This is a genomic window from Pacificibacter sp. (assembly GCF_039769035.1).
Taxonomy (GTDB): domain Bacteria; phylum Pseudomonadota; class Alphaproteobacteria; order Rhodobacterales; family Rhodobacteraceae; genus Celeribacter.
In genome coordinates this window covers 1-21703 of the sequence record NZ_JBDMZG010000192.1, presented here as the reverse complement: position 1 = coordinate 21703, position 21703 = coordinate 1, and the positions used below count along the sequence as shown (strand labels likewise).

Genomic DNA, 21703 nt, shown 5'->3' with positions numbered 1-21703 from the left:
TGCTGGCATGAACCGCGCCTCGATTGGCGTGCAAGATTTTGATCCGCAAATCCAAGAAACCATTGGGCGCATCCAATCTTACGCGGTCACCAAAGCCGCCGTTGATGGATTGCGCGCACGTGGGATCAAATCGCTCAATGCCGATATTTTATACGGGCTGCCCGGACAAACCCGCGAAAAGATCGCCGACAGTGTGAACAAGCTTTTGTCGCTGTCGCCCGACCGTGTGGCGCTGTTTGGCTATGCCCATGTGCCGTGGGTGGCACGCCGTCAGTCGATGATTCCCACCGACGAATTGCCCACGCCTGAAGAACGCCTAGAGCTGTTCAACGTCGCGCGCGATCTGTTTTCGATGGATGGGTATGCAGAGATCGGCATCGACCACTTTGCCCGCAAGGGCGACGGTCTGGAAGTGGCCGCGCGCGCAGGCAAATTGCGCCGCAATTTCCAAGGCTACACAGATGACAAATATCAAACCATGATCGGTGTCGGCGCGTCGTCTATTGCGAAATACGCCCAAGGCTATGCACAAAACGCGCCATCTACATCTGACTATCAAAAACGGGTGCGAGCGGGGCAATTGCCCATCACCAAAGGGCATACCTTCACCGCAGACGACCACCTGCGTGGGCGGATCATCGAAGCGTTGATGTGTGATTTTCGCGTGACGTATGACGATTTACACAATCAGTTTGCCTTGTCGCAAACCGACTTTGACGCCTTCGCCAGGGGTGTCGCTGCGGCCTTTCCAAAGATGCTTGGCATCTCGCACGCCGCTATCGAAATTTGCGAACACGCGCGGCCATTGACCCGCATGATCGCCAAGCATTTCGACACCTATGCGATGTCGCAGGCGCAACATTCTAGCGCTGTGTGAGCCTGCGTTTTAGCGCTCTTATTTCCAGTCGAAAAACCCGTCGCCTGCGCGGGCCAAAAGACGCTTGGCCAGTGTTTCGCCCAAAGACGCGCCCTCTTCAATCGGGCCGCTGATCTCATCGGCCAGCGCCTCTGATCCATCCGTGCGCAGGATTTCACCGCGCAGACGCAGGCTGTCGCCTTCAAGTGTCGCAAGCCCCGCAATCGGAGTTTCGCACGACCCGTCAAGGGCAGCCAAAAACGCGCGTTCAGCAGCCAAACGTTGGCCCGTGGGCACGTGATGCAACACCTCCAACAGCGCATGGGTGTTGTCATCATCAAGGCGACGTTCGATCCCAATCGCGCCTTGTGCCACCGCAGGCAGCATCTCGTCAGGTGCAATTTCTGTGCGTGGCACATCGGCGGCGTTCAGGCGATTAAGCCCCGCCATCGCCAAGAACGTCGCTTCTGCCACACCCTCTTTCAATTTCTTAAGCCGCGTTTGCACATTGCCGCGAAATTCGACGACGTCCAAATCAGGACGACGGTGCAACAGCTGCGCTTTGCGACGCAAAGACGAGGTGCCCACAACAGCGCCCTGCGGCAGATCGGCCAAAGTGCCACCATTCAGCGTCACAAAAGCATCGCAAGGATTTTCGCGCGGCAGGTAGCAATCCAAGATTAAACCCTCGGGCTGATCCACAGGCATGTCTTTCATCGAATGCACCGCGATGTCGATGTCGCCCGCCAAAAGCTGGTCTTCGATTTCGCGGGTAAACAGCCCCTTGCCGCCGATTTCTTTCAGCGCACGATCTTGCACGCGATCCCCTTGGGTCGAAATCACCACCACGTCAAATGCCTCAATCGGAAGGGCAAAAGCCGCCATAAGTCGCGCGCGGGTTTCATGAGCCTGAGCCAGCGCCAGCGGAGAACCACGGGTGCCGATTTTCAGAGTGCGAGCGGGGGTTGGGAGTGTGACTGTCATAACCGAGATTTACCTGCGACGTGATGGCCTGACAAGCATGGAATGCTTGACAAAACCGCGCAGGCGCGAGACCAACGTCCAAGCAATTTTGGAAGGGCGGAACATGGCAGACAAAACAATCCTCAAAGCGCTACGCGGCGAAACGCAGGCCGTACCTCCGATTTGGATGATGCGCCAAGCAGGACGGTATTTGCCAGAGTACCGCGCGACACGTGCCCAAGCCGGTGATTTTTTGAAGCTGTGTTACAACCCCGAACTGGCTGCCGAAGTCACCTTGCAGCCCATTCGTCGCTTTGGTTTCGATGCCGCCATTTTGTTCGCTGACATTCTGCTGTTGCCCCAAGCTTTGGGCGCTGATCTGTGGTTTGTCACCGGTGAAGGCCCGCGCCTGTCGACCATCACCAAAGACGAAGATTTCGCGCCGCTCTTGGGAAAAGACGACATCCACAAGGTGTTGAACCCCGTCTATGAGACCGTGAAAATCCTGTCCTCTGAACTGCCCTCCGAGACCACTTTAATCGGCTTCGCTGGCGCGCCTTGGACTGTGGCCACTTACATGATTGCGGGTCGCGGCACGCCGGATCAAGGCCCCGCCCATGCGCTGCGCGAGGGCAACAACGCGTTGTTCGAAAAAGTCATTGATCTACTGACTGTCAGCACGATTGAATATCTTGATATGCAGATCCAAGCCGGTGCCGAGGTGGTCAAAATCTTTGACAGCTGGGCGGGGTCTTTGAAGGGCGAGGCGTTCGAGAAATACGCCGTTGCCCCTGCCCGCATCATCACGCAAGAGCTGAAAAAACGTCACCCCAATGTGCCAATTATTGGCTTCCCGCGCGAGGCAGGCGACGGCTATATCGGTTTCGCCAAAAAGACTGGCGTGGACTGTGTGGCGCTTGATAATTCGGTCAGCCCTGAATGGGGCGCCAAACATGTGCAGGTCGATGGCTGTGTGCAGGGCAACCTGAAATCCTCGCATATGGTGACAGGCGGACAGGGCTTGATCGACGAAGTGCGCCACGTGCGCGATACATTCGCGAACGGTCCGCATATTTTCAACCTCGGCCACGGCATCACGCCTGACGCTGACCCAGACAACGTGGCGTTGATGATCGAAACGCTGCGCGAAAACGCATGATCCGCGCCGCCAAACCCGCCGATATGGAGGCTATCGCAGCCCTCCAAATCGCCAGTTGGCGCGGGGCTTACCGTTGCCTGTTGTCAGATGAATATCTTGGTCAGCCCGTCGTGGACGATCTGCGCGCCAAATGGGTGGGCATGGATGTGTCTGCCGAAGATATTTTGCTGGTGTCGGAAACAGACGGCGATGTGGATGGGTTCATCTATGTGATCTGTTCGCGCCAGCCTGCCTATATCGACAATCTACACGTTACGCCCAAGCGCAAGCGGTCCGGTATTGGCGCGGCCTTGATGCGAAGCGCCGCGCAACAGATGATCGATCAAGGCGTCGAAAGCGTCTATCTGACTGTTATCACGGACAATATCCCCGCAGTGCAATTCTATGAAAAGATGGGCGGAACCCGTGGTCCGGTTCAAGACGAAAAGCTTTACGGCGAACCTGTGACCACCTATCCAATCACGTGGACTGACCTCGCACAGCTGCGCGACGCTTAGACTTTCAGGCCGAACCACACTGCAATGGCGACAAGTGCGAGCGCCATCACGCGCCGCAACGTCTTTCTGTTCGCCTGCGTCCCGATCCAATTGCGGGCAAGGTCGGCAAGAATGACAATCCCCAAATGAATCACCGTCGCGACCACGACAAAAGTCACTGATAACGTCACGGTTTGCGCCGCCACAGACGGCCCTTGCGTTACAAATTGCGGCAACATGGCAATATAAAACACGCCTGCTTTGGGATTGAGGACATTGACGATAAACCCACGCCGAAAATAGCGTGCGTTTTCGTCTGAAAACTCGTTGTCTTCGGCGGTCTCCTCGCGCCAAGCGTCAAAGGCCAGCCACAGCAAAAACGCAACGCCGGCCCAGCGCAAAGCTTCGAACAAAACCGGTGACGACGCGATGACGGCCGCCAGCCCAAATGCCGCCAACAGCCCAATCACCAACAATCCCAAGGCAACGCCAGCCACCGCCGCATAGCCTGCGCGGCGCCCTTCAGTGGCGGACAGCACCGCAAGATAGGCCATGTTCGGGCCGGGTGTTAACTCTACAACGGCAGAGGCCAAAATAAACGCGAGTAGCGCGTCACCAAAGTCCACCCTACACCCACTTCGCCAAAGGCGGCAGGGACATCAGAACGGCGTTGGCATCGTGGCCCGTTTCCAGACCAAATTTGGTACCGCGATCATAGACCAGATTGTATTCCGCATAGAGGCCACGGTGCACAAGCTGCGCATCTTTGTCGGCGTTATTCCAAGGCGTGTTGCGGCGTTTTTCTGTGGCGCCTAGGAAGGCGGGCAAGAAGGCGCGGCCGACGTCTTGGGTGAAGGCAAAATCAGCCTCCCAATCGCCTGTGCAGTGATCATCGAAAAAGATGCCGCCGACACCACGTGCGCGGTTGCGGTGCGGGATGTAGAAATACTCATCCGCCCACTCTTTGAACTTGGGGTAGTAAGACGCGTCATGGCGGTCGCAGTGCTCTTTTTGCACGGCGTGAAATGCGGCTGTGTCTTCGTCGTATTCAATACAAGGATTCAAATCTGATCCACCGCCGAACCACCACGCATGCGGCGTCCAAAACATCCGCGTGTTCATGTGCACCGCAGGCGCATGGGGGTTTTGCATATGCGCGACAAGCGAAATGCCAGCCGCCCAAAAGCGCGGATCGTCTTTCATTCCAGGCAGGCCTTTGCGAGCCGCCATAGCGTTTTGCGCGCGCGCGCCTAGCGTGCCGTACACGGTGGAAATATTAACGCCAACCTTTTCAAACACGCGGCCACCGCGCATCACGGACATCAATCCGCCACCCGCATCAGACCCATCATCAGACGTGCGCTTGGTCTCAGAGACTTCGAAACGCCCCGCAGGTTGATCCGCGAAAGGCCCCGTGGTTTGCGTGTCTTCCAAGCCCTCAAACGCCGCAACGATGTCATCGCGCAAAGACCGGAACCATGCAGAGGCACGTGTTTTTTCGTCTCTAAGATCATCCATGGTCACTGCGTCCTTAATCGATAATTTCCGCGTCCGTGTTAGCAGGATTACGCCTATGGTGCCAAGGGCGCTTATAGCGCGGCAAATAGGCGCTATGATGGGGCCAAATAAGGAGACGACCGATGCGCCCATTACTCATTTTGCCCGCACTGCTGCTTTTGGCAGCCTGTTCGGAACAACGCATGTGCATTTCGCGCGCAACGCAAGACTTGAATGCCGTGAACCGTTTCATAGCCGAAGCCGAAGGCAACTTGTCGCGTGGGTACGCCTTGTATCAGACCCAAGTGGTCGAAAATGAACGCGTGGCCTGTGGCACGAAAGAGGACGGATCACGCATTTATTGCTGGGTGCCGGTGGAAAAAACCGTGATCAAACGCAAAGCCATCGATCTTGACGGGGAAGCCGCGAAACTTGTGCAATTGCGCAAGAAACAAAGCGCCTTGGCCATTCAAGCACAGGCGGGTGTTGAGGCCTGTAAAGCCGCCTATCCAGAATAAGCTGAAAGCGCGCTTTAGGGCGAGGTTTAATGTGCGGGTGTGCGAACTGGGTCGACCAAGGTGCGCCCGCCATCAACCGTCAAAATCTGTCCGGTCATAAAGCCCGCACCATCTGAGGCGAGGTATTGAACCGTTTCAGCAATTTCCGTCGCCGACGCAATGCGCCCGAGCGGCGTTTTGTCGATGATCTCGTCGCGGTAGTCTTCGTTTTCCGTCAGAATATCTTGCAAGCTCGCGCTCATGACGGACCCAAATGCCACCGCGTTGACGCGAATGCCATGAGGGGCCAAAGCGACAGCCATGGATCGGGTCATTTGATCCACTGCAGCGCTGGAAATTGAAAACGCCATCAAACTTGGGTGCGTGCGCCGCGCCGCGATGGACGACAAGTTCACGATCGTACCCACTGGTCCATTTGGATTTTCGTCACGGTTTGCGTTTTTGCGCATCCATTTCGACACCTGTTGCGTCATCCGCAGGCTCGTCATGAGGTTTTGTTCGATCAGGTATTCAACCTTGTCTTCTTTGGCCAACATCGGGTCACAGCTCGCCACCTGACGCGACGCGTTCACAAGAATATCAACACCATCAAAGGCATCGATTGTTGCGGACAGCAGATTGGCAATCGTCAGCTTTTGACGCAGATCACCCGCAAAATAGCGCATTTTGGAACCGTCATCTTCCGACGCTTCGCCGATTTCAGCGGCAAGCTTGGCTTCGTCCATATCTGCGCACATCACGTTGGCCCCTTGGGCCTCGAAGTGGCGCGCAATCGCCAGACCAATGCCATTCGCGGCACCTGTTACAATGGCGGTTTTTCCAGCGATCGAGAAGCTCATGTCAAATCTCCGATTCTATTCGCACCACGTTACGATGATCTTTTGCCTACGCGAAGGGGCTTTGATGCCAGCAGAATTTTAAAGGCTGGTGTGCCTTCTAATTCCTCAACAGCGCCAAAATGTTCAGCCAATGTGGCCTCATATGGCAAGTGACGGTTGGCCACCATCCACAGCTGCCCATGCGGTGCCAAACACCGCGCGGCTGAGGCGATGAACGCCTGACCAAGGCCAGGATCAGCGGCGCGTGTCGTGTGAAACGGTGGGTTCATGATGATGCCATCAAAACCTGGTTTCGCTGTAAAACTTGTGACATCGGCCCATGTGAACACCGCACGCGGGTCGTCGATATTGGCGCGCGCACAATCTAAGGCCGTAGCTTCCGCTTCCACAAGCGTCAGGCGTTTGACGCCGTCACAGCTCAAAATATGACGCGACAAGTACCCCCAGCCCGCGCCAAAATCAGCCAGTTTCGCTGGCAACTTGGCTGGCAATGCAGCCACAAGCGCCGCTGAAGCCTTATCGATACGATCCGCAGAGAACACGCCAAGGCGGGTTTCAAACCCCTCAACAGAGCCAAGTGCGCCCGGATCGGTCCAATCTGCAAAGTCGCCGCCCGCAAAGGCAAACGCCTTGCCGTGCGCTTTGGAAATCAGCTTGGTCACATCCACAAGTTTGCGCACATCTTTGAGCAGGCTATCAATGCCATCGGTTTTCTGACCGTCCACGATCACGCGTGCACAGCGCGACGCGGCATCTGCGATCAAAGCGCGCGCTTCGCGTTTGGCGCGCGGCACACAGACGATCCCAAGGTCATATTGCCCTTCAGGTGCGGTGCTTGCCGCAAAGCCTTGGGCGACAAAAGCGTCATAGTCAGGCTTAAACCCCTGCACAATGTGGACTTGAGACCCGCTTAGGTCGCTCAAATCAACTCCGGCACGGGGGCGATAGACCACAACCTTTTGGGGCTGGTCTTGTCCATCAAGGACGAGGGATAATCTTGGGGATACCATTGGCAGGTCCGGCGCGAACGCCTATTCCTTTTCCATTGTGCATTGCAGCGGGTGTTGATGACGACGCGCGAAATCCATCACTTGTGCCACCTTGGTTTCAGCAATCTCAAAGGCAAAGACGCCAACAACGGCCAAACCTTTTTTATGTACAGTCAACATGATCTCAGTGGCTTGCGCATGGCCGATGCCAAAGAAACGCTCCAACACGATGATCACGAACTCCATCGGAGTGTAGTCATCGTTCAAAAGCATCACTTTATACAGCGGCGGGCGCTGCGTTTTGGGCTTTGTCTTCAAAGCTAAACCGACGTCACCATCATCAAAGCGATCATCTTTATCGGACATTTTCAAAGGCAAACGGATCACGCTGGGCGCTCCAATTCATGGAATACAGATTACGAAGGGTTCGGGCGCTTTATATAGACCCTTTTTCAGACGAATAAAGAGGGTTATGCCTTTGCAGGTTAACCAGAGGTGCAAAATGACCGCAAAATTGACCACAATTGCCTTTGATGCCGACGATACGCTTTGGGAAAACGAAGAATTCTTTCGCATCACCCAAGAGCGATTTGCCGATTTACTGGCGGATTACATGCCGCCGGATCATATCGCGGACCGGCTTTTGGCGGCAGAGCATCGCAACATTGGTCACTACGGGTTTGGCATCAAGGGCTTTGTCTTGTCCATGATCGAAACCGCCATTGAGGTGACGGACGAACAAGTGCCCGCCAGCGTGATCAAAGAGCTGATCCTTGCGGGTCAAGACATGTTGCAACACCCCATTCATCTGCTGGACGGGGCGGCAGACACCGTTGCGCAACTGGCCGAAACCCACCAAATTTTGCTGATCACCAAGGGCGATCTCTTGGACCAAGAACGCAAACTGGCACAGTCCGGTTTGGGGGAGCTATTCGACGGAATTGAAATCGTGTCCGCGAAAACGCCTGAGGTCTATGGCCAGATTTTCAACCAGCGTAACGTGACCCCGAGTGCCGCAATGATGGTTGGCAATTCGATGAAATCCGACGTTGTCGCCCCCATTGATGCAGGTGCATGGGGCGTGTTTGTGCCCCATAATTTGACATGGGCAATCGAGCACGCCGAACCGCCGATCGCGAATCCCCGCTACCGAAAGCTCGACAGTTTGCGCGCTTTGCCGGATTTGATCGAAGACCTTTGATTAAAAATCGCCCGCATCACCCAAATAAATTTTGCATCCACCTCAACGCCTTGCACCCGAAATTTGAGCATATTGCGCATCTGCGTTTTGATGGCACCATATGTAGCGTTGCATCAACTGCACAGTCTAAACCCCTCTGAAAATTGATAGTTTGCGGATTTCAAACCCTGTGTTACGCTGAATTTATTAAGTCGGGCGAAACGATCCGATATAATGAGGCAGATATATTATGGTAAGCAACGTGCAAGCACGCGCTAAAGCGTGCGCCGTTCCACAGAGCATTTTATCCTTTATGCTCGTCGCGCTCCTTGTGGTCTTGGCCCCAATGCAACAGGCGACGGCCGCTGAATATGCAGCGATGGTCATGGATGCCCGCAACGGCAAAGTCCTTCATTCCAGAAACGCAGACACGCGGTTGCATCCCGCGTCTTTGACCAAAATGATGACGCTCTACATCGCGTTTGAAGCTGTCGAGCACGGCGAAATTTCGCTGGACACCAAAGTCACCATTTCCCGCCACGCCGCAAGCGAGCCGCCTTCGCGCTTGGGCTTGAAGGCTGGCCAAAAAATTAAACTGAGATACTTGATCCGCGCTGCGGCTGTGAAATCTGCCAACGATGCAGCCACCGCAATCGGCGAAGCGATTGAAGGGTCAGAAGCCGCATTTGCGCGCCGGATGAACCGCACCGCCAAAGCCTTGGGCATGTCTCGTACAACCTTTAAGAACGCGCACGGGTTGACCGAAAAAGGTCACCTGTCTACGGCGCGCGACATGTCTGTCTTGGGGCGTCACGTATTTTATGACTTCCCTGACTACTACAATCTGTTTTCACGCAAGACCGCCGATGCTGGCGTGCGCACCGTGTCACACACCAACACGCGCTTTCTCAACAGCTACAAAGGTGCTGACGGCATCAAAACCGGCTACACATCCGCTGCGGGCTTTAACCTTGTGGCCTCTGCGCGCAAAGGCAACGAGCGTATTATCACCACCGTCTTTGGCGGCCGCTCCACCATTACGCGCAACGCACGCGTCACTGAATTGATGGACCTTGGCTTTAAGCGGGCAGGCACACGCGTTGCGGTCAACAAGCCACGCAAACCGCAGTATTTGGGCAAAATGTCTCAAAACACAGCTGTTGCAAGTGCAAAACCGTCAACGAAATCAACAACGATGCCGACAGTCATCAATGGCACAGGCACGACAAGCAAACGCATTCGCCTAAACCTTGCGGTCAACTCCAGCCCCTTCCCGGCCCCGCGCCCATTGCGCAACTTGCCACCGGAAAAAGAGACCGTCTTGTTGGCCATGTCCGACGATATTTTGAACGCGGTTGCGGACACAAGTGCGGATGATGCGGTCGTCGCAGCCCTCGCAGAATCGGCAGTGGCCGCCGTCACTGCAAAACCTGAGGCGCCAAAACTGACCAAAGCGGAACTCGTATTGGCCAGCTACAAGCCAGTGCCGCGCCCTCAGAAACTGCAATTGGCGTCTATTGAACCCGTCTCAGCGCAAATGGCACCGACCGTGCCGGCCGCTCCAGTGCAAGACGCAGGTCCACAGATCGTGACGCGCATGTCCACCTCTGGCAGCCGCCATTGGGGCGTGAACGTCGGAACATACGGATCGGAATTTGAAGCGCGCAAAGTGTTGCTTAAGACAGCGCTATCCGAACTGGAAAGCTTGGACGGCGCCTTGCGAAAAGTTGTGCGTGGCAAAGGTGGCTACAACGCGAATTTCTTGGGTTTGACACAAGAAGTCGCCGCACTGACCTGCCGCAAACTGGAAGCGCGCGGGTCAGAGTGCACCACATTGGGTCCAAGCTAAATCATCCCAATGAGACTCTAAAAAATGCAGAGGGCGCGGGTTAAACCCCAGCGCCCTCTTTCACATCCAAATCAAAGGCAGCCGCGATCAGCGCCTGTGTATATGGCTCGCGCGGCGCGTCGAAAACCTGCGCTGCATCGCCCGCCTCAACCACATCGCCGCGCTTCATCACCAAGACTTTATGGCTGAGTGCGCGCACCACCTGAAGATCATGCGAGATGAACAAATACGCCAGTTTGTACTTCACTTGCAGCGCACGTAGCAGCTCAACAATCTGCACCTGAACGGTTTTGTCCAATGCTGATGTGGGCTCATCCAGCACCAAAAGTCTGGGGCGCAGCACCATGGCGCGCGCAATCGCAATCCTCTGTCGCTGCCCACCAGAAAACTCGTGCGGATACCGATTGCGTGTTTCGGGGTCGATCCCGACCTCTTGCATGATTTCGATCACCGCCGCCTCAGCAGAGGTATAATCGCCAAGACCATGCACGCCCAAGCCTTCTGCGATGATTTCAGCCACAGTCATACGCGGCGACAGAGACCCGAAGGGATCTTGAAACACAATCTGCATATCTGCGCGCAGCGGGCGCACTTGTTTGTGGCTCCAACCTTGGATGTCTTGGCCGAGCACGACGACAGGCCCAACAGAATCGATCAACCGCATCATTGCCAGCGCCAATGTGGTTTTTCCGGATCCACTTTCCCCCACAATGCCAACGGTTTCGCCTGCACGCACAGAAAATTCCGCCGCGTTCACCGCTTTGACATAGCCCACCGTGCGCCGCAAAAGACCGCGCTGAATCGGGAACCAGATACGTAGGTCTTTGGTTTCGGCCACGACTTCAGCGTCTTGCGGCACCTCAGCAGGCGTGCCCGCCGTTTCTGCGTCCAAAAGCATTTGCGTATACGGATGTTTCGGCGCGTCAAAGATGTCTTTGGTGGGGCCTGATTCAACGATTTCGCCGTCTTTCATCACACAGACGCGATCCGCGAGTTTGCGCACGATGCCAAGATCGTGGGTGATGAACAGCATCGACATGCCGACAGAGGCCTGCAAATCACGCAAAAGCGTCAAAATCTGCGCTTGAATGGTCACATCCAAAGCCGTCGTTGGCTCATCTGCAATCAACAAATCCGGCCCATTGGCCAGTGCCATCGCGATCATCACGCGTTGACGTTGCCCGCCGGACAGTTGGTGCGGATAGTCTTTCAAGCGCCCTTCGGCGTTGTGAATACCCACCTGTGTCAGCAGCTCAATCACGCGAGCTTGCGCGCCCGCCCCGCGCAGACCTTGGTGCACCAATAGAATTTCTGACAGCTGCTTCTCAATCGTGTGCAGCGGGTTGAGCGATGTCATCGGCTCTTGAAAAATAAAGCTGATGTCATTGCCGCGCAGCTTGCGCAACTCTGCCTCGGACGCGCCGCACAGCTCTTGACCGTTGTATTTGATTGAGCCAGACACCTCAGCACTGTCGGGCAAAAGGCTTACCGAAGACAGCGCCGTGACAGACTTGCCCGATCCAGATTCACCAACCAAAGCAACGGTTTCGCCCTTTTTGACGTCAAAGGACACGCCCTTGACCGCAGGGATGCTTTGGCCGTCTTGCTTGAACGACACATGCAGGTTTTCAAACGACAGCAGGCTCATTGGAATGTCTTTCTGGGGTCAAATGCGTCGCGGATGCCTTCAAAGATAAAGACAAGCAACGACAGCATGATCGCGTAGGTGAAAAAGGCGGTGAAGCCCAACCAAGGCGCTTGGAGGTTTTGTTTCGCCTGAGAGGTCATTTCCCCCAGCGACGGCATCGAAGTAGGCAAACCAAAGCCCAAGAAGTCGAGCCCCGCCAGCGTCCCAATCGCGCCGGTCATCACAAACGGCAACATGGTGACGGTGGCCACCATGGCGTTTGGCAACATATGGCGGAACATGATGGTCCAGTTCGACACGCCCAGCGCGCGGGCTGCGCGAATGTATTCGAAATTGCGTGCCCGCAAGAACTCAGCCCGTACAACGCCCGTCAGCGCGGGCCAACCGAACAGAATGGTCACAAACACCAAAAGCCAGAACGACCTGCCCAAAATGGCAAACAGAATGATGATCACATAAAGCGACGGCATCGATCCCCAGATTTCCAACACACGTTGGAAAATCAAATCGGTGCGCCCGCCGAAATAGCCCTGAACCGCACCGGCAATGATGCCGATCACAGAGGACACGCCGGTGACGATCAGCGCAAACAATATGGAAATACGGAAGCCATAGATCACCCGCGCGGTCACATCGCGCTTGGTGTCGTCCGTGCCCAACCAGTTTTGTTTGGTGGGCGGCGACGGTGCGGCCCCCGGCCCTTCGACTTGGGTGTTGTAGGAATAGGGAATAATCGGCCAGATCATCCAGCCTTTTTCAATGGCTTCACCGTTTACAACGCCGTCTTTGGCATCCTCGATGATCGCTTCTGGGTCATCAAAGCAATCCTCCAACCCGCCGGATTTGATCAGGCATTCGACTTCGTCAAAGCGGTACACCGCCTCGGTTCTGAAATCGCCACCAAATTCGGTTTCGGGGTAGAAGTTGAAAATCGGCGTGTAATAGCTACCGCGATATTGCACCAAGATGGGTTTGTCGTTGGCGATAAATTCGGCAAACAGCGACAGAACAAACAGCAGTGAGAAGATCCAAAACGACCACAAAGCGCGGCGGTTGGATTTGAAGTTGCGCAAGCGGCGTTGATTGAGTGGGGACAACATCATGTCATGACCCCTTCTTTTCAAAGTCGATCCGCGGATCGATAAAGACATACATTAGGTCCGACAAAATCCCGATCAGCAGGCCAATGAGGCCAAAGAAAAACAGCGTGCCAAAGATCACGGGATAGTCGCGTTGCAACGCAGCTTGGAAGCCCAAGCGCCCCAAACCATCCAAGGAAAACAGCGTTTCGATGATCACAGATCCCGAAAAGAACACGCCCAAGAACAGCGCAGGGAAGCCCGCGATCACGATCAACATCGCGTTGCGAAACACATGGCCATAAAGCACACGGCTTTCGGACAGGCCCTTGGCGCGCGCTGTGACCACATACTGCTTGCGAATTTCATCCAAGAACGAGTTTTTCGTCAGCAACGTAAGCGTCGCAAAAGACGAGATCAGCGACGCCAAGACAGGCAGCGTGATGTGCCAAGCGTAATCGGCAATTTTCCCAAGCAGGCTCAACTCATCAAAGTTCGCAGAGGTCAGGCCGCGCAGTGGGAAGATTTGCCAATACGACCCGCCCGCAAAGAGCACCAACAGCATGATTGCAAACAAGAATCCCGGGATCGCATAGGCCACGATGATGATCGCAGAGGTCCATGTGTCAAACTTTGATCCATCGCGCACCGCCTTGCGAATGCCCAAGGGAATCGAAATCATATAGGAAATAAGCGTCGCCCAAAGGCCAAGCGAGATCGACACCGGCAAGCGTTGCCAGACCAATTCCAACACGCCTTCGGATTTAAAGTAGCTTTCCCCAAAATCAAACCGCACGTAGTTCCACATCATGTGTAAAAACTGCTCAAGCGGCGGTTTGTCCAAGCCGAATTGGCGCTCCAGATCGGCGATGAACTCAGGCGGCAAACCGCGCGATCCGATGTATTCGGACGTGCCACCACCATCTTCGATGTCGACAGCCATATCGCCACCACCACCGGTGATCGAGGCAAAGACATCGCCTTCACCTTTGATGTCCGCTAAGACCTGTTCGATCGGGCCACCGGGCACAAACTGCGTCAGGGCAAAGTTGATGATCATAATCCCCAAAAGCGTTGGGATGATCAGCAACAGTCGCCGAAGAATATAGGCACCCATTCGGGATGTCCTCCACCTGTTTTGTCGGGGCTTTTCACCCCTGTTGTTCTAACTGCTACTTAATGGCACCAGCCGCTTTGAGCTTGGCTGCTTTATCTGCGTTGTACCACCAAAAATCCAAGTACCCGAGCGCAAGCGGCGGGAACTGGTCTGCTGGCGGATGTTCGAACATATCGTAATGCGCAACCCAGTAGTCGCTGCCATACCAAGCAGGCACCACAAAGTAGTCATAGCGCATGATCCGGTCTGCAGCGCGCACGGCAGCCGCCATGTCGTCATAGGTCTCGGCCTCAAGAATATCTTGCCCCAAGGCATCAATTGCAGGCGTTGTATATCCTGCGGGATTGAACACGTCGTCTACGCCACTGGAGCCATATTTTTGATCGAAGCCAGAGCCCTCTTCAAAGCCATTCACATAGCCATCATAGATGATGTCGTAGTCGAAATCTTGCGTGCGGGCTTGATATTGGCTGGGATCAACGCGGTTGTAATTGGCGTTCACGCCCAGCGCGGTGAGGTTTTCCACATAGGGCACAATGATGCGGTCAAAATTCGGGCTGTATTGCAGGAATTCGATATCAAGCGTGTTGCCTGCAGCATCGCGCAGCTTGCCATCATCGCCCGGCACATAGCCTGCTTTTTCCATCAGGCCGAGCGCTTTACGCAGGTTTTTGCGGTCCAATGAACGCGCCCCAGAGGTATGCGCCATCGTCACAGGCTCGGTCAAAATCTCGGCGGGGATCATGTCCTTGACGCCTTCGAGATAGGCCAGCTCTTTGCCTGTCGCGACACCTTGTGCGGCCAAATCGCCTGCGTTCCAAAAGCTTTCGCGCTGTGAAAAGAGGCCGTACTGCAAGGTTTCATTGGTCCATGTAAAGTTGAACATCAGCCCCAGCGCACGGCGCACATCGCGGTTTTGCAGCTTTTCTTTGCGCAGGTTGAACAAGATACCATACGCGGGCGGCATCGCGCCCTTTGGCAAGGTCGATTTGACAACCCAACCTTCGTCCAACGCAGGGAAGTCATAGCCTGTGGCCCATTGCAAAGACGAGTTTTCTTGGCGGAAGGTAATCTCACCCGTTTTAAACGCCTCAAACGCCGCAATCGGGTCGCCGAAATACTCAACACGGATGGTGTCAAAATTCTCTGTTCCGACTTTTATCGGATGTTTGATTCCCCAATAGTCTGGGTTGCGGGTGTATTCGACCCATTCGCCAGATTTAAAGTCAGACAGCATGTATGGGCCAGTGCCAGGCGAGGTCTCATTGCGTTTTTCGTCCAAACGCGCGCCCGTGTCATCGAACCATTTCTTCTGCATGACAATCGTCGCACCCGCTTGGCTGATAAGGCCCTTGCGCGGAATATCTGGCATAAACGTGTATTTGATCGTGTAAGGATCAAGCGCCTCGACCTTTTCGATCATCGCACTGACGCCTGCGCGCCATGAGGGCGTGCCCTCTTCGATGAATTTGTAATGCGTGAACACGGCATCTTCTGCGGTCATGGGGGAACCGTCAGAAAAGGTCACATCCTTGCGCAGATGGAAAATCACCCAATCTTGGCTTTCTGGATATTCGATCGTCTCACAAATCAAACAATAGACCGCGCCTGCATATTCGTCGGATGTTCCCGCCATAAGGCGTTCGTACATGCTGGACGACAAAGCCGCAGGCGTTCCTGTGCCGGTGGCAAAGGGGTTCATGCTGTCAAAGGTGCCCACAGTGCCAATCGAAATTTCGCCACCCTTTGGCGCATCTGGATTCACATAGTCCAAGTGATCAAAGGGTTCGGCGTATTTGGCAGAGCCCCAATCCGAAAACCACGTCGAGACAATTGTCTCTTCACTTGCAGCGGCTGAGGCACCGACGCCTCCAATCATAACACTCGACAAAGCTGCAGCTAAAAATGCGCGGTGAGACAGTTGGAACATGCAAGACCTCCGTTGGGATGTGGCTGTTAATACCTTTATCCACAATGTGATCTGCTTTTGCACGTCTTCCAACCGCCAAATTGCGCAACTGTGAAGAAACCGTGACGAATTGTGAGCAGCCTGTCGCGAAATATGACCTGCAATACTGTCAAACCAAGCAGTTCATAAGAAAACCCCACCGGAAAACCGATGGGGTTGAACTTTTAAAAGCCGCCGAAGCGCTTAAGCGTTGGGCTTAGCCACCAAGCGATTGCAGGTAAGCAATCACATCTGCGCGGTCATCAATTTTCTTGAAGCCAGCAAATGTCATTTTAGTACCAGGTGCGAAATCTTTTGGTTTTTCCAAGAAGTGGTTCAGCGCGTCAGCTGTCCAGTTGCCTTCGATCTCGGTCAAAATACCTGAGTAGCCGAAACCAGCGACGGAGCCGATGTCGCGATCAAAAGACCCATCCAAGTGCGGGCCTGTTTTGTCGCTGCCGTTAACGGTGTGACAAGACGCGCATTTTTTGCCGAAAATGCTTTCGCCGGATGCGGGATCAGCTGCGGCCAAGATAGGGCCGAAATCAATTTCGACGACTTCTTCAGTGGCAGCGCCAGTCTCTTCAACTTCAATCACGTAAGCTTGCTTGTGGTCACCGTGACCGCCGCCTGTGTGATAAATAGCCTCAGCAGCCCAAGAGCCGAAGAGGAAAAACAAGAGTGCGCCGCAAAAAGCTGCAACGCCTTTAGTAAGGGTCATCGTGTCGAACATGTCGCGTTCCGTGTATGTACATCTGTTGAGGGGTATCTACCCGTTTCCATCGGTGCATTTCAAGGTATAAGACCCGCGACGAAACGACTTACTTCAAAAACTTCGCAAAAATGGGGGCGCAAATGGACGCACGTATCGCTTTTCAAGGAGAACTTGGTGCCTATTCGCATCAAGCCTGCGTTGAGACTCGCCCTGATTTTGATCCCCTGCCATGCGCGACGTTCGAAGAAGCGCTGGAAGCCGTCCGGTCGGGCGCCGCTGAACTGGGAATGATCGCCGTCGAAAACTCGACCTATGGCCGTGTGCAAGACGTGTATCATTTGCTGCCAAAAGCAGGACTTCATATCGTCGCTGAGACCTTTGTGCGGGTGCATGTCAATCTATTGGGCGTCAAAGGCGCGCAACTCAGCGACATTACAGGCGCGCATGGGCATCCTGTTATTTTGCCACAATGTGGTAAATTCTTGCGCAATAACGGCATCAAAGGCATTTCAAACACAGATAATGCGCGCGCCGCGAGAGAAGTCGCCGATGCAGGTGACAAGACGCAAGCCGCACTTGCCTCAAAATTGGCCGCCGACATTTACGGGTTGGATGTTATTGCCTCCGAGATCGAAGACCACAAATTGAACACCACGCGGTTCTTGATCATGTCGCGCGAGGCCGATCATTCGCGCCGTGCGGATAAAATGGTGACGGCCTTTATGTTCCGTTTGCGCAATATCCCTGCGGCTTTGTTCAAGGCGCTGGGGGGATTCGCGACAAATGGAATCAACATGACCAAGCTGGAAAGCTACATGGTTGATGGTGTGTTCACCGCGACACAGTTCTATGCCGATATTGAAGGGCACCCCGACGACGAGAATGTGAAACTCGCGTTGGACGAACTTGGGTATTTCACCGAAATGGTCGAAATCTTGGGTGTTTATCCGGCAGACCCACGTCGGTCATAACCAAATGCGCTGTCTCCGCAGCGGTACATTGCACAGGCTTATCTTGTGTGGCGGCTGCGGGTACAGACTAATGAAACTAAGCTGACACGCCAGTTTCAAAGCGCTCAGCGATCGTTCCGCTCAGCTTAAGCACACGCTTATCGAACCGGCGCTGCAAAGACGTTTTGGCGAATTTGACCGATTGCACCAAGATGCGTGCGGAAATCGTCTTGGGACGCACATCGAACCCGACGATCAGACGCGTGCGTTTTGGCGACAACGGGACCAATTCCATCGAAATTGTCATGTCTAGACCGCCAGATCTGGCTTGAGCAACCAACTCTTCGGGCGCCTCGAACTGCGAAATCTCGGCATGAAGATCGCGCCATTTGCCGCGAAAAGGCACCTTCGCCTCCCACGCAGCACCGACGCCATTCATTTGAGAATCGTCTTTGCGCTTAACTTCGATACCACGACGCAGCGCTTGTTTTTCGATGCTTTGAAAATCTGTGAGTTGTGCAAAGACAAAATGTGCAGGTGCTTCAATATCTTGCCGTGTCGAGAATTTCATGCGTCAACTACCCAAACCAATCTATGCAGGCACTATCCTTCCAAATTCATCTATCTGCAAGCCACTTAGTAATTAGAAAGTGAGCGATGGTTCCGGCGCGAACGGGCAAAATACTGGGGTGCGTGCCCGCCATAACGCTGGCGCAGTCTTCGCGCGAAAGCCACAGCGCGTCTTCCAACTCTGCTTTGTCCACAACGATTTCACGCGATTGCGCCGTGCCACTGCATCCAATCATCAATGTCATCGGAAACGGCCATGGCTGACTTGTGATATAAGACACGTCTCCCACTGGAATGCCGGCTTCTTCCATCACCTCACGGCGCACGGCCGCCTCAATCGGTTCCCCCGGTTCGACGAATCCCGCCAAAAGCGAATACATGCCTTCTGGAAAATGCGGGCTACGCCCCAGTAAGATCGCGTTCCCATGCGTGATCAGCATGATCACAACGGGGTCAGTGCGCGGGAAATGAGAGGTGTTGCACGCGCCGCAAGTGCGTTGCCAACCGCCTTGCGCAATTTCACTTGGCTTGCCGCAGGCGGCGCAAAACATGTGTGACTTGTGCCAACCAAGAACCGCCCGCGCCGTGGCCGCGATTTCCGCATCAAGCGGCGTGAGCTCTGTCATGACCAGTTTGAGATCGCGAAACGTCATATCGGGTGTGCTCGCATGACGTTGAGCACTTGGATCAAAAATGCCGTCCTGAACAAGATCGACATCCAGCATCTGCGCTTGCGAGACATCAACGGCAAACACCGGCGCATCTGTATCATCCAGACCGACGAACACCGTCGTGCCTGCCTGCGTCAACAAAGGATGCGCGGCCGGTACCGTTGCCAGCCCGCCGTCATCGTGGATGAGCACCTTAAAGTTCCAAAGCGGCAAAAAGCGTGCGTTGTCTGCAGCCTTAAGCGTGTCAGCCTGCGCTCTCAAGTCGTCTCTGCGTTTCAAAATGCCTGCCGCAAAAGCAACTGATTCTGTATTCATGTCTCATCCTCGCCGACCCAATTGTCGGCATTTTAGTGAAATTAAATTCATCTCTTCATCACGACCGTGGCGCAAGTGTGACATTCCAACGGCAACTCAACCAAAAGTTGCATTAGGTCGCCCCGCTCAACCCAAATCAATTGAAGCACAGCGAAACACGCGTACACTATGCGCTGTCACCATTCTGTCGTGCTTTTCAAGCACCATCACACCAAACGCTCCCGTGATGGACAACATAGTGGCTCAGAACGCAAAAATAACCCGCAGGACATTTATGTCCCAAACGCTCGCAGGCTCCGCCTTGATTGCACTTCATCCTTTTTCAGCCCGCGCTGGCGCAAACCAAGCGCATTTGCGCATCATGGAGACCACGGATTTGCATGTCCATGTCTTCCCCTACGACTATTATGCAGACCGCCCCAGCGATTCTGTGGGTTTGGCGCGCACAGCTGCGCATATAAATAACGTCCGAGCCGAAGCTCAAAACGCGATCCTCGTCGACAACGGTGACTTTTTACAAGGCAACCCGATGGGTGACTACATCGCCTATGAGCGCGGCATGGCCGAAGGCGACATGCATCCTGTGATTTCAGCGATGAACACGCTGGGATATGATGCGTCGACTTTGGGCAACCACGAATTCAACTATGGCCTTAACTTTCTGCTGAAGTCACTGCACGGCGCCAACTTCCCTGTGGTGTCCGCCAATGTCGTCAAAGAAATGGCCAGCTCGGCACGTGACGACACAACCTTGGTTGCCCCCTATGTGATTTTGGACCGCGAAATCACCGATGGGTCAGGGCAAACCCACCCGATCAAAATCGGCCTGATCGGATTTGTGCCCCCGCAGGTCATGACATGGGACAAGCACCATTTGGCTGGGAACGTGCAGGTGCGCGATATCGTCGATACGGCGCGTGCCTATATTCCTGAAATGAAAGAGAAAGGCGCAGATCTGATCATTGCGCTCAACCACTCTGGCATTGGCTCCGCCAAGCATAAAGATGGCATGGAAAACGCCTCGGTCCCGCTGGCCGAATTGGACGGGATCGATGCTTTGGTCACAGGCCATTCACACCTTGTGTTTCCGTCGCCACAGTTTGAAGGCTTGGAAGCCGTAGATGCCAAAAAAGGTCTGATCCACGGCAAACCCGCAACGATGGGCGGGCTTTGGGGCTCACACCTTGGGCTGATCGACCTGATGATCGAACGCAGTGGCAATGAATGGCGCGTGGTCACATCTGAGGTTGAAACACGGCCCATCGCGCAACGCGGCCAAGGCCACACGCTCACGCCCTTGGTCGAAAATGTCGACACTGTGCTTGCCTCGGTGGCGAAGATTCACAACGAAACACTGGCCTATGTGCGCCAAGCTGTCGGGCAAAGCGCAGCCCCACTGCATTCGTATTTTGCACTGGTCGCGGATGATCCCAGCGTGCAAATCGTCTCGAACGCGCAGCTTTGGTATCTGAAAGACATGTTCAAAGGCACCGAACACGACGGCTTGCCGATCATTTCTGCCGCCGCCCCCTTCAAAGCAGGTGGGCGTGGCGGGCCTGAACATTACACCGACGTGGCCCCTGGAAATGTTGCGATCAAAAACGTGGCAGACCTGTATCTTTACCCCAACACCATCCGCGCTGTGCGCATCACGGGTGCAAAGCTCAAAGGGTGGCTGGAACGCTCTGCTGGCATGTTCTTACAGGTGAAGGTTGGCGACAAGGATCAGCCGCTGTTGAACCCAGAATTCCCGTCCTACAACTCTGATGTCATTGATGGCGTGACCTACAAAATCGACGTCAGCCAACCCTCGCGCTTTGATCCCAAGGGCGAACTGTTGAACGAATCTGCGACCCGCATCGTCGATTTGGAATACGAAGGCACGCCCGTCACAGACGACATGGAATTCATCGTCGCCACCAACAATTACCGCGCAGGCGGCGGTGGCGAATTTCCGGGGGCGGATGGCTCTACGATCATTTTCGAAGGCCCCGACACCAATCGCGACATCCTTGTGCGCTATATCGTCGAACAGGGCGTCGTTGATCCAAAGGCCGACAACAACTGGACCTTTGCCCCCTTGGGCAACACCACGGTCACCTTTGAAACAGGGCCGAGAGCCAGCGACCACTTGCAAGATTTGACCAGCATTGATGTGACGCCTGCGGGCGACGGAGCGGATGGTTTCGCGGTTTTCCGCATCGCGCTTTAGCCTTGGGCGGATGGCGACAGTTTTTGCGCCACCCTCTTGCGAATCCGCGTCATCTCACTTATGTGATGCCTTGAGAGGTTGGCGCGGGCGAGCGCCTCGCCAACCAGGTCAGGTCCGGAAGGAAGCAGCCTCAACGAGTCCCGTTTGGGTCG

21 protein-coding genes and 1 other RNA gene are annotated in these 21703 nt (G+C 54.8%); 9 read left to right on the top strand and 13 right to left on the bottom strand.

Annotated elements, in window-relative coordinates; translation table 11 throughout:
- The coding region (locus ABF287_RS15730; RefSeq protein WP_347185945.1) for a radical SAM protein at window positions 1-877 on the top strand (877 nt) is incomplete at its 5' end.
- Between the two features lie 18 nt (window positions 878-895).
- On the opposite strand, the gene hemC is transcribed toward ABF287_RS15730, so the two are convergent.
- Window positions 896-1840, bottom strand: coding sequence for a hydroxymethylbilane synthase (hemC, locus tag ABF287_RS15725; protein WP_347185944.1), 945 nt, complete (start codon window positions 1838-1840; stop codon window positions 896-898).
- 103 nt (window positions 1841-1943) lie between these two features.
- On the opposite strand from hemC, the gene hemE reads away from it, so the two are divergent.
- On the top strand, window positions 1944-2978 hold the full coding sequence (hemE, locus tag ABF287_RS15720) for a uroporphyrinogen decarboxylase (RefSeq protein WP_347185943.1): 1035 nt from the start codon (window positions 1944-1946) through the stop codon (window positions 2976-2978).
- Window positions 2975-3475 (top strand): GNAT family N-acetyltransferase, encoded by a 501-nt coding sequence (locus ABF287_RS15715; protein ID WP_347185942.1) that lies wholly within the window; start codon window positions 2975-2977, stop codon window positions 3473-3475. The genes hemE and ABF287_RS15715 overlap by 4 nt, the downstream gene beginning before the upstream one ends.
- Here ABF287_RS15715 and ABF287_RS15710 read toward each other — a convergent pair.
- Window positions 3472-4080: a LysE family translocator gene (locus ABF287_RS15710; RefSeq protein ID WP_347185941.1), complete on the bottom strand. Its 609-nt coding sequence runs from the start codon at window positions 4078-4080 to the stop codon at window positions 3472-3474. The two genes, ABF287_RS15715 and ABF287_RS15710, sit on opposite strands and share 4 nt — an antisense overlap.
- 1 nt (window position 4081) lies before the next feature.
- Window positions 4082-4972 carry an oxygen-dependent coproporphyrinogen oxidase gene (hemF, locus tag ABF287_RS15705; protein WP_347185940.1) on the bottom strand — a complete coding sequence of 297 codons (891 nt, stop codon included), beginning with the start codon at window positions 4970-4972 and terminating at the stop codon, window positions 4082-4084.
- A gap of 122 nt (window positions 4973-5094) precedes the next feature.
- Between hemF and ABF287_RS15700 the strand changes: the two genes are divergently transcribed.
- Entirely contained in the window at window positions 5095-5469 is a 375-nt protein-coding gene (locus tag ABF287_RS15700) for a hypothetical protein (protein WP_347185939.1), read from the top strand.
- A 26-nt stretch (window positions 5470-5495) separates the two neighbouring features.
- On the opposite strand, the gene ABF287_RS15695 is transcribed toward ABF287_RS15700, so the two are convergent.
- The 3 genes from ABF287_RS15695 to clpS form a co-directional block, all read right to left on the bottom strand.
- On the bottom strand, window positions 5496-6308 hold the full coding sequence (locus ABF287_RS15695; RefSeq protein ID WP_347185938.1) for an SDR family oxidoreductase: 813 nt from the start codon (window positions 6306-6308) through the stop codon (window positions 5496-5498).
- Between the two features lie 29 nt (window positions 6309-6337).
- Window positions 6338-7231 (bottom strand): class I SAM-dependent methyltransferase, encoded by an 894-nt coding sequence (locus tag ABF287_RS15690; protein ID WP_347185937.1) that lies wholly within the window; start codon window positions 7229-7231, stop codon window positions 6338-6340.
- Between the two features lie 108 nt (window positions 7232-7339).
- The gene (clpS, locus tag ABF287_RS15685) at window positions 7340-7663 is read right to left on the bottom strand and encodes an ATP-dependent Clp protease adapter ClpS (RefSeq protein ID WP_347185946.1); all 324 of its coding nucleotides are present in this window, start codon (window positions 7661-7663) and stop codon (window positions 7340-7342) included.
- Window positions 7664-7799: 136 nt separating this feature from the next.
- Between clpS and ABF287_RS15680 the strand changes: the two genes are divergently transcribed.
- Together ABF287_RS15680 and ABF287_RS15675 are read left to right on the top strand one after the other, a co-directional pair.
- Window positions 7800-8498 (top strand): HAD family hydrolase, encoded by a 699-nt coding sequence (locus tag ABF287_RS15680; RefSeq protein ID WP_347185936.1) that lies wholly within the window; start codon window positions 7800-7802, stop codon window positions 8496-8498.
- Window positions 8499-8790: 292 nt separating this feature from the next.
- Window positions 8791-10326, top strand: coding sequence for a D-alanyl-D-alanine carboxypeptidase family protein (locus ABF287_RS15675; RefSeq protein WP_347185935.1), 1536 nt, complete (start codon window positions 8791-8793; stop codon window positions 10324-10326).
- Window positions 10327-10366: 40 nt separating this feature from the next.
- On the opposite strand, the gene ABF287_RS15670 is transcribed toward ABF287_RS15675, so the two are convergent.
- The 5 genes from ABF287_RS15670 to ABF287_RS15650 form a co-directional block, all read right to left on the bottom strand.
- Window positions 10367-11974 (bottom strand): ABC transporter ATP-binding protein, encoded by a 1608-nt coding sequence (locus ABF287_RS15670; protein WP_347185934.1) that lies wholly within the window; start codon window positions 11972-11974, stop codon window positions 10367-10369.
- Window positions 11971-13077 carry an ABC transporter permease gene (locus ABF287_RS15665; protein ID WP_347185933.1) on the bottom strand — a complete coding sequence of 369 codons (1107 nt, stop codon included), beginning with the start codon at window positions 13075-13077 and terminating at the stop codon, window positions 11971-11973. The genes ABF287_RS15670 and ABF287_RS15665 overlap by 4 nt, the downstream gene beginning before the upstream one ends.
- Before the next feature lies 1 nt (window position 13078).
- Entirely contained in the window at window positions 13079-14170 is a 1092-nt protein-coding gene (gene yejB, locus ABF287_RS15660; RefSeq protein WP_347185932.1) for a microcin C ABC transporter permease YejB, read from the bottom strand.
- Between the two features lie 55 nt (window positions 14171-14225).
- Entirely contained in the window at window positions 14226-16100 is a 1875-nt protein-coding gene (locus tag ABF287_RS15655; protein WP_347185931.1) for an extracellular solute-binding protein, read from the bottom strand.
- Between the two features lie 235 nt (window positions 16101-16335).
- Window positions 16336-16851 (bottom strand): cytochrome c family protein, encoded by a 516-nt coding sequence (locus ABF287_RS15650; protein ID WP_347185930.1) that lies wholly within the window; start codon window positions 16849-16851, stop codon window positions 16336-16338.
- A gap of 122 nt (window positions 16852-16973) precedes the next feature.
- Between ABF287_RS15650 and ABF287_RS15645 the strand changes: the two genes are divergently transcribed.
- On the top strand, window positions 16974-17804 hold the full coding sequence (locus tag ABF287_RS15645) for a prephenate dehydratase (protein ID WP_347185929.1): 831 nt from the start codon (window positions 16974-16976) through the stop codon (window positions 17802-17804).
- A 76-nt stretch (window positions 17805-17880) separates the two neighbouring features.
- Here ABF287_RS15645 and ABF287_RS15640 read toward each other — a convergent pair whose 3' ends face one another.
- Window positions 17881-18354: an SRPBCC family protein gene (locus ABF287_RS15640; RefSeq protein WP_347185928.1), complete on the bottom strand. Its 474-nt coding sequence runs from the start codon at window positions 18352-18354 to the stop codon at window positions 17881-17883.
- Between the two features lie 46 nt (window positions 18355-18400).
- Window positions 18401-19339 (bottom strand): NAD(+) diphosphatase, encoded by a 939-nt coding sequence (gene nudC, locus ABF287_RS15635; RefSeq protein ID WP_347185927.1) that lies wholly within the window; start codon window positions 19337-19339, stop codon window positions 18401-18403.
- Window positions 19340-19613: 274 nt separating this feature from the next.
- On the opposite strand from nudC, the gene ABF287_RS15630 reads away from it, so the two are divergent.
- Together ABF287_RS15630 and ffs are read left to right on the top strand one after the other, a co-directional pair.
- The gene (locus ABF287_RS15630; RefSeq protein ID WP_347185926.1) at window positions 19614-21551 is read left to right on the top strand and encodes a bifunctional 2',3'-cyclic-nucleotide 2'-phosphodiesterase/3'-nucleotidase; all 1938 of its coding nucleotides are present in this window, start codon (window positions 19614-19616) and stop codon (window positions 21549-21551) included.
- Window positions 21552-21623: 72 nt separating this feature from the next.
- An RNA gene (gene ffs, locus ABF287_RS15625) (signal recognition particle sRNA small type) lies at window positions 21624-21703 on the top strand; the annotation flags it as partial.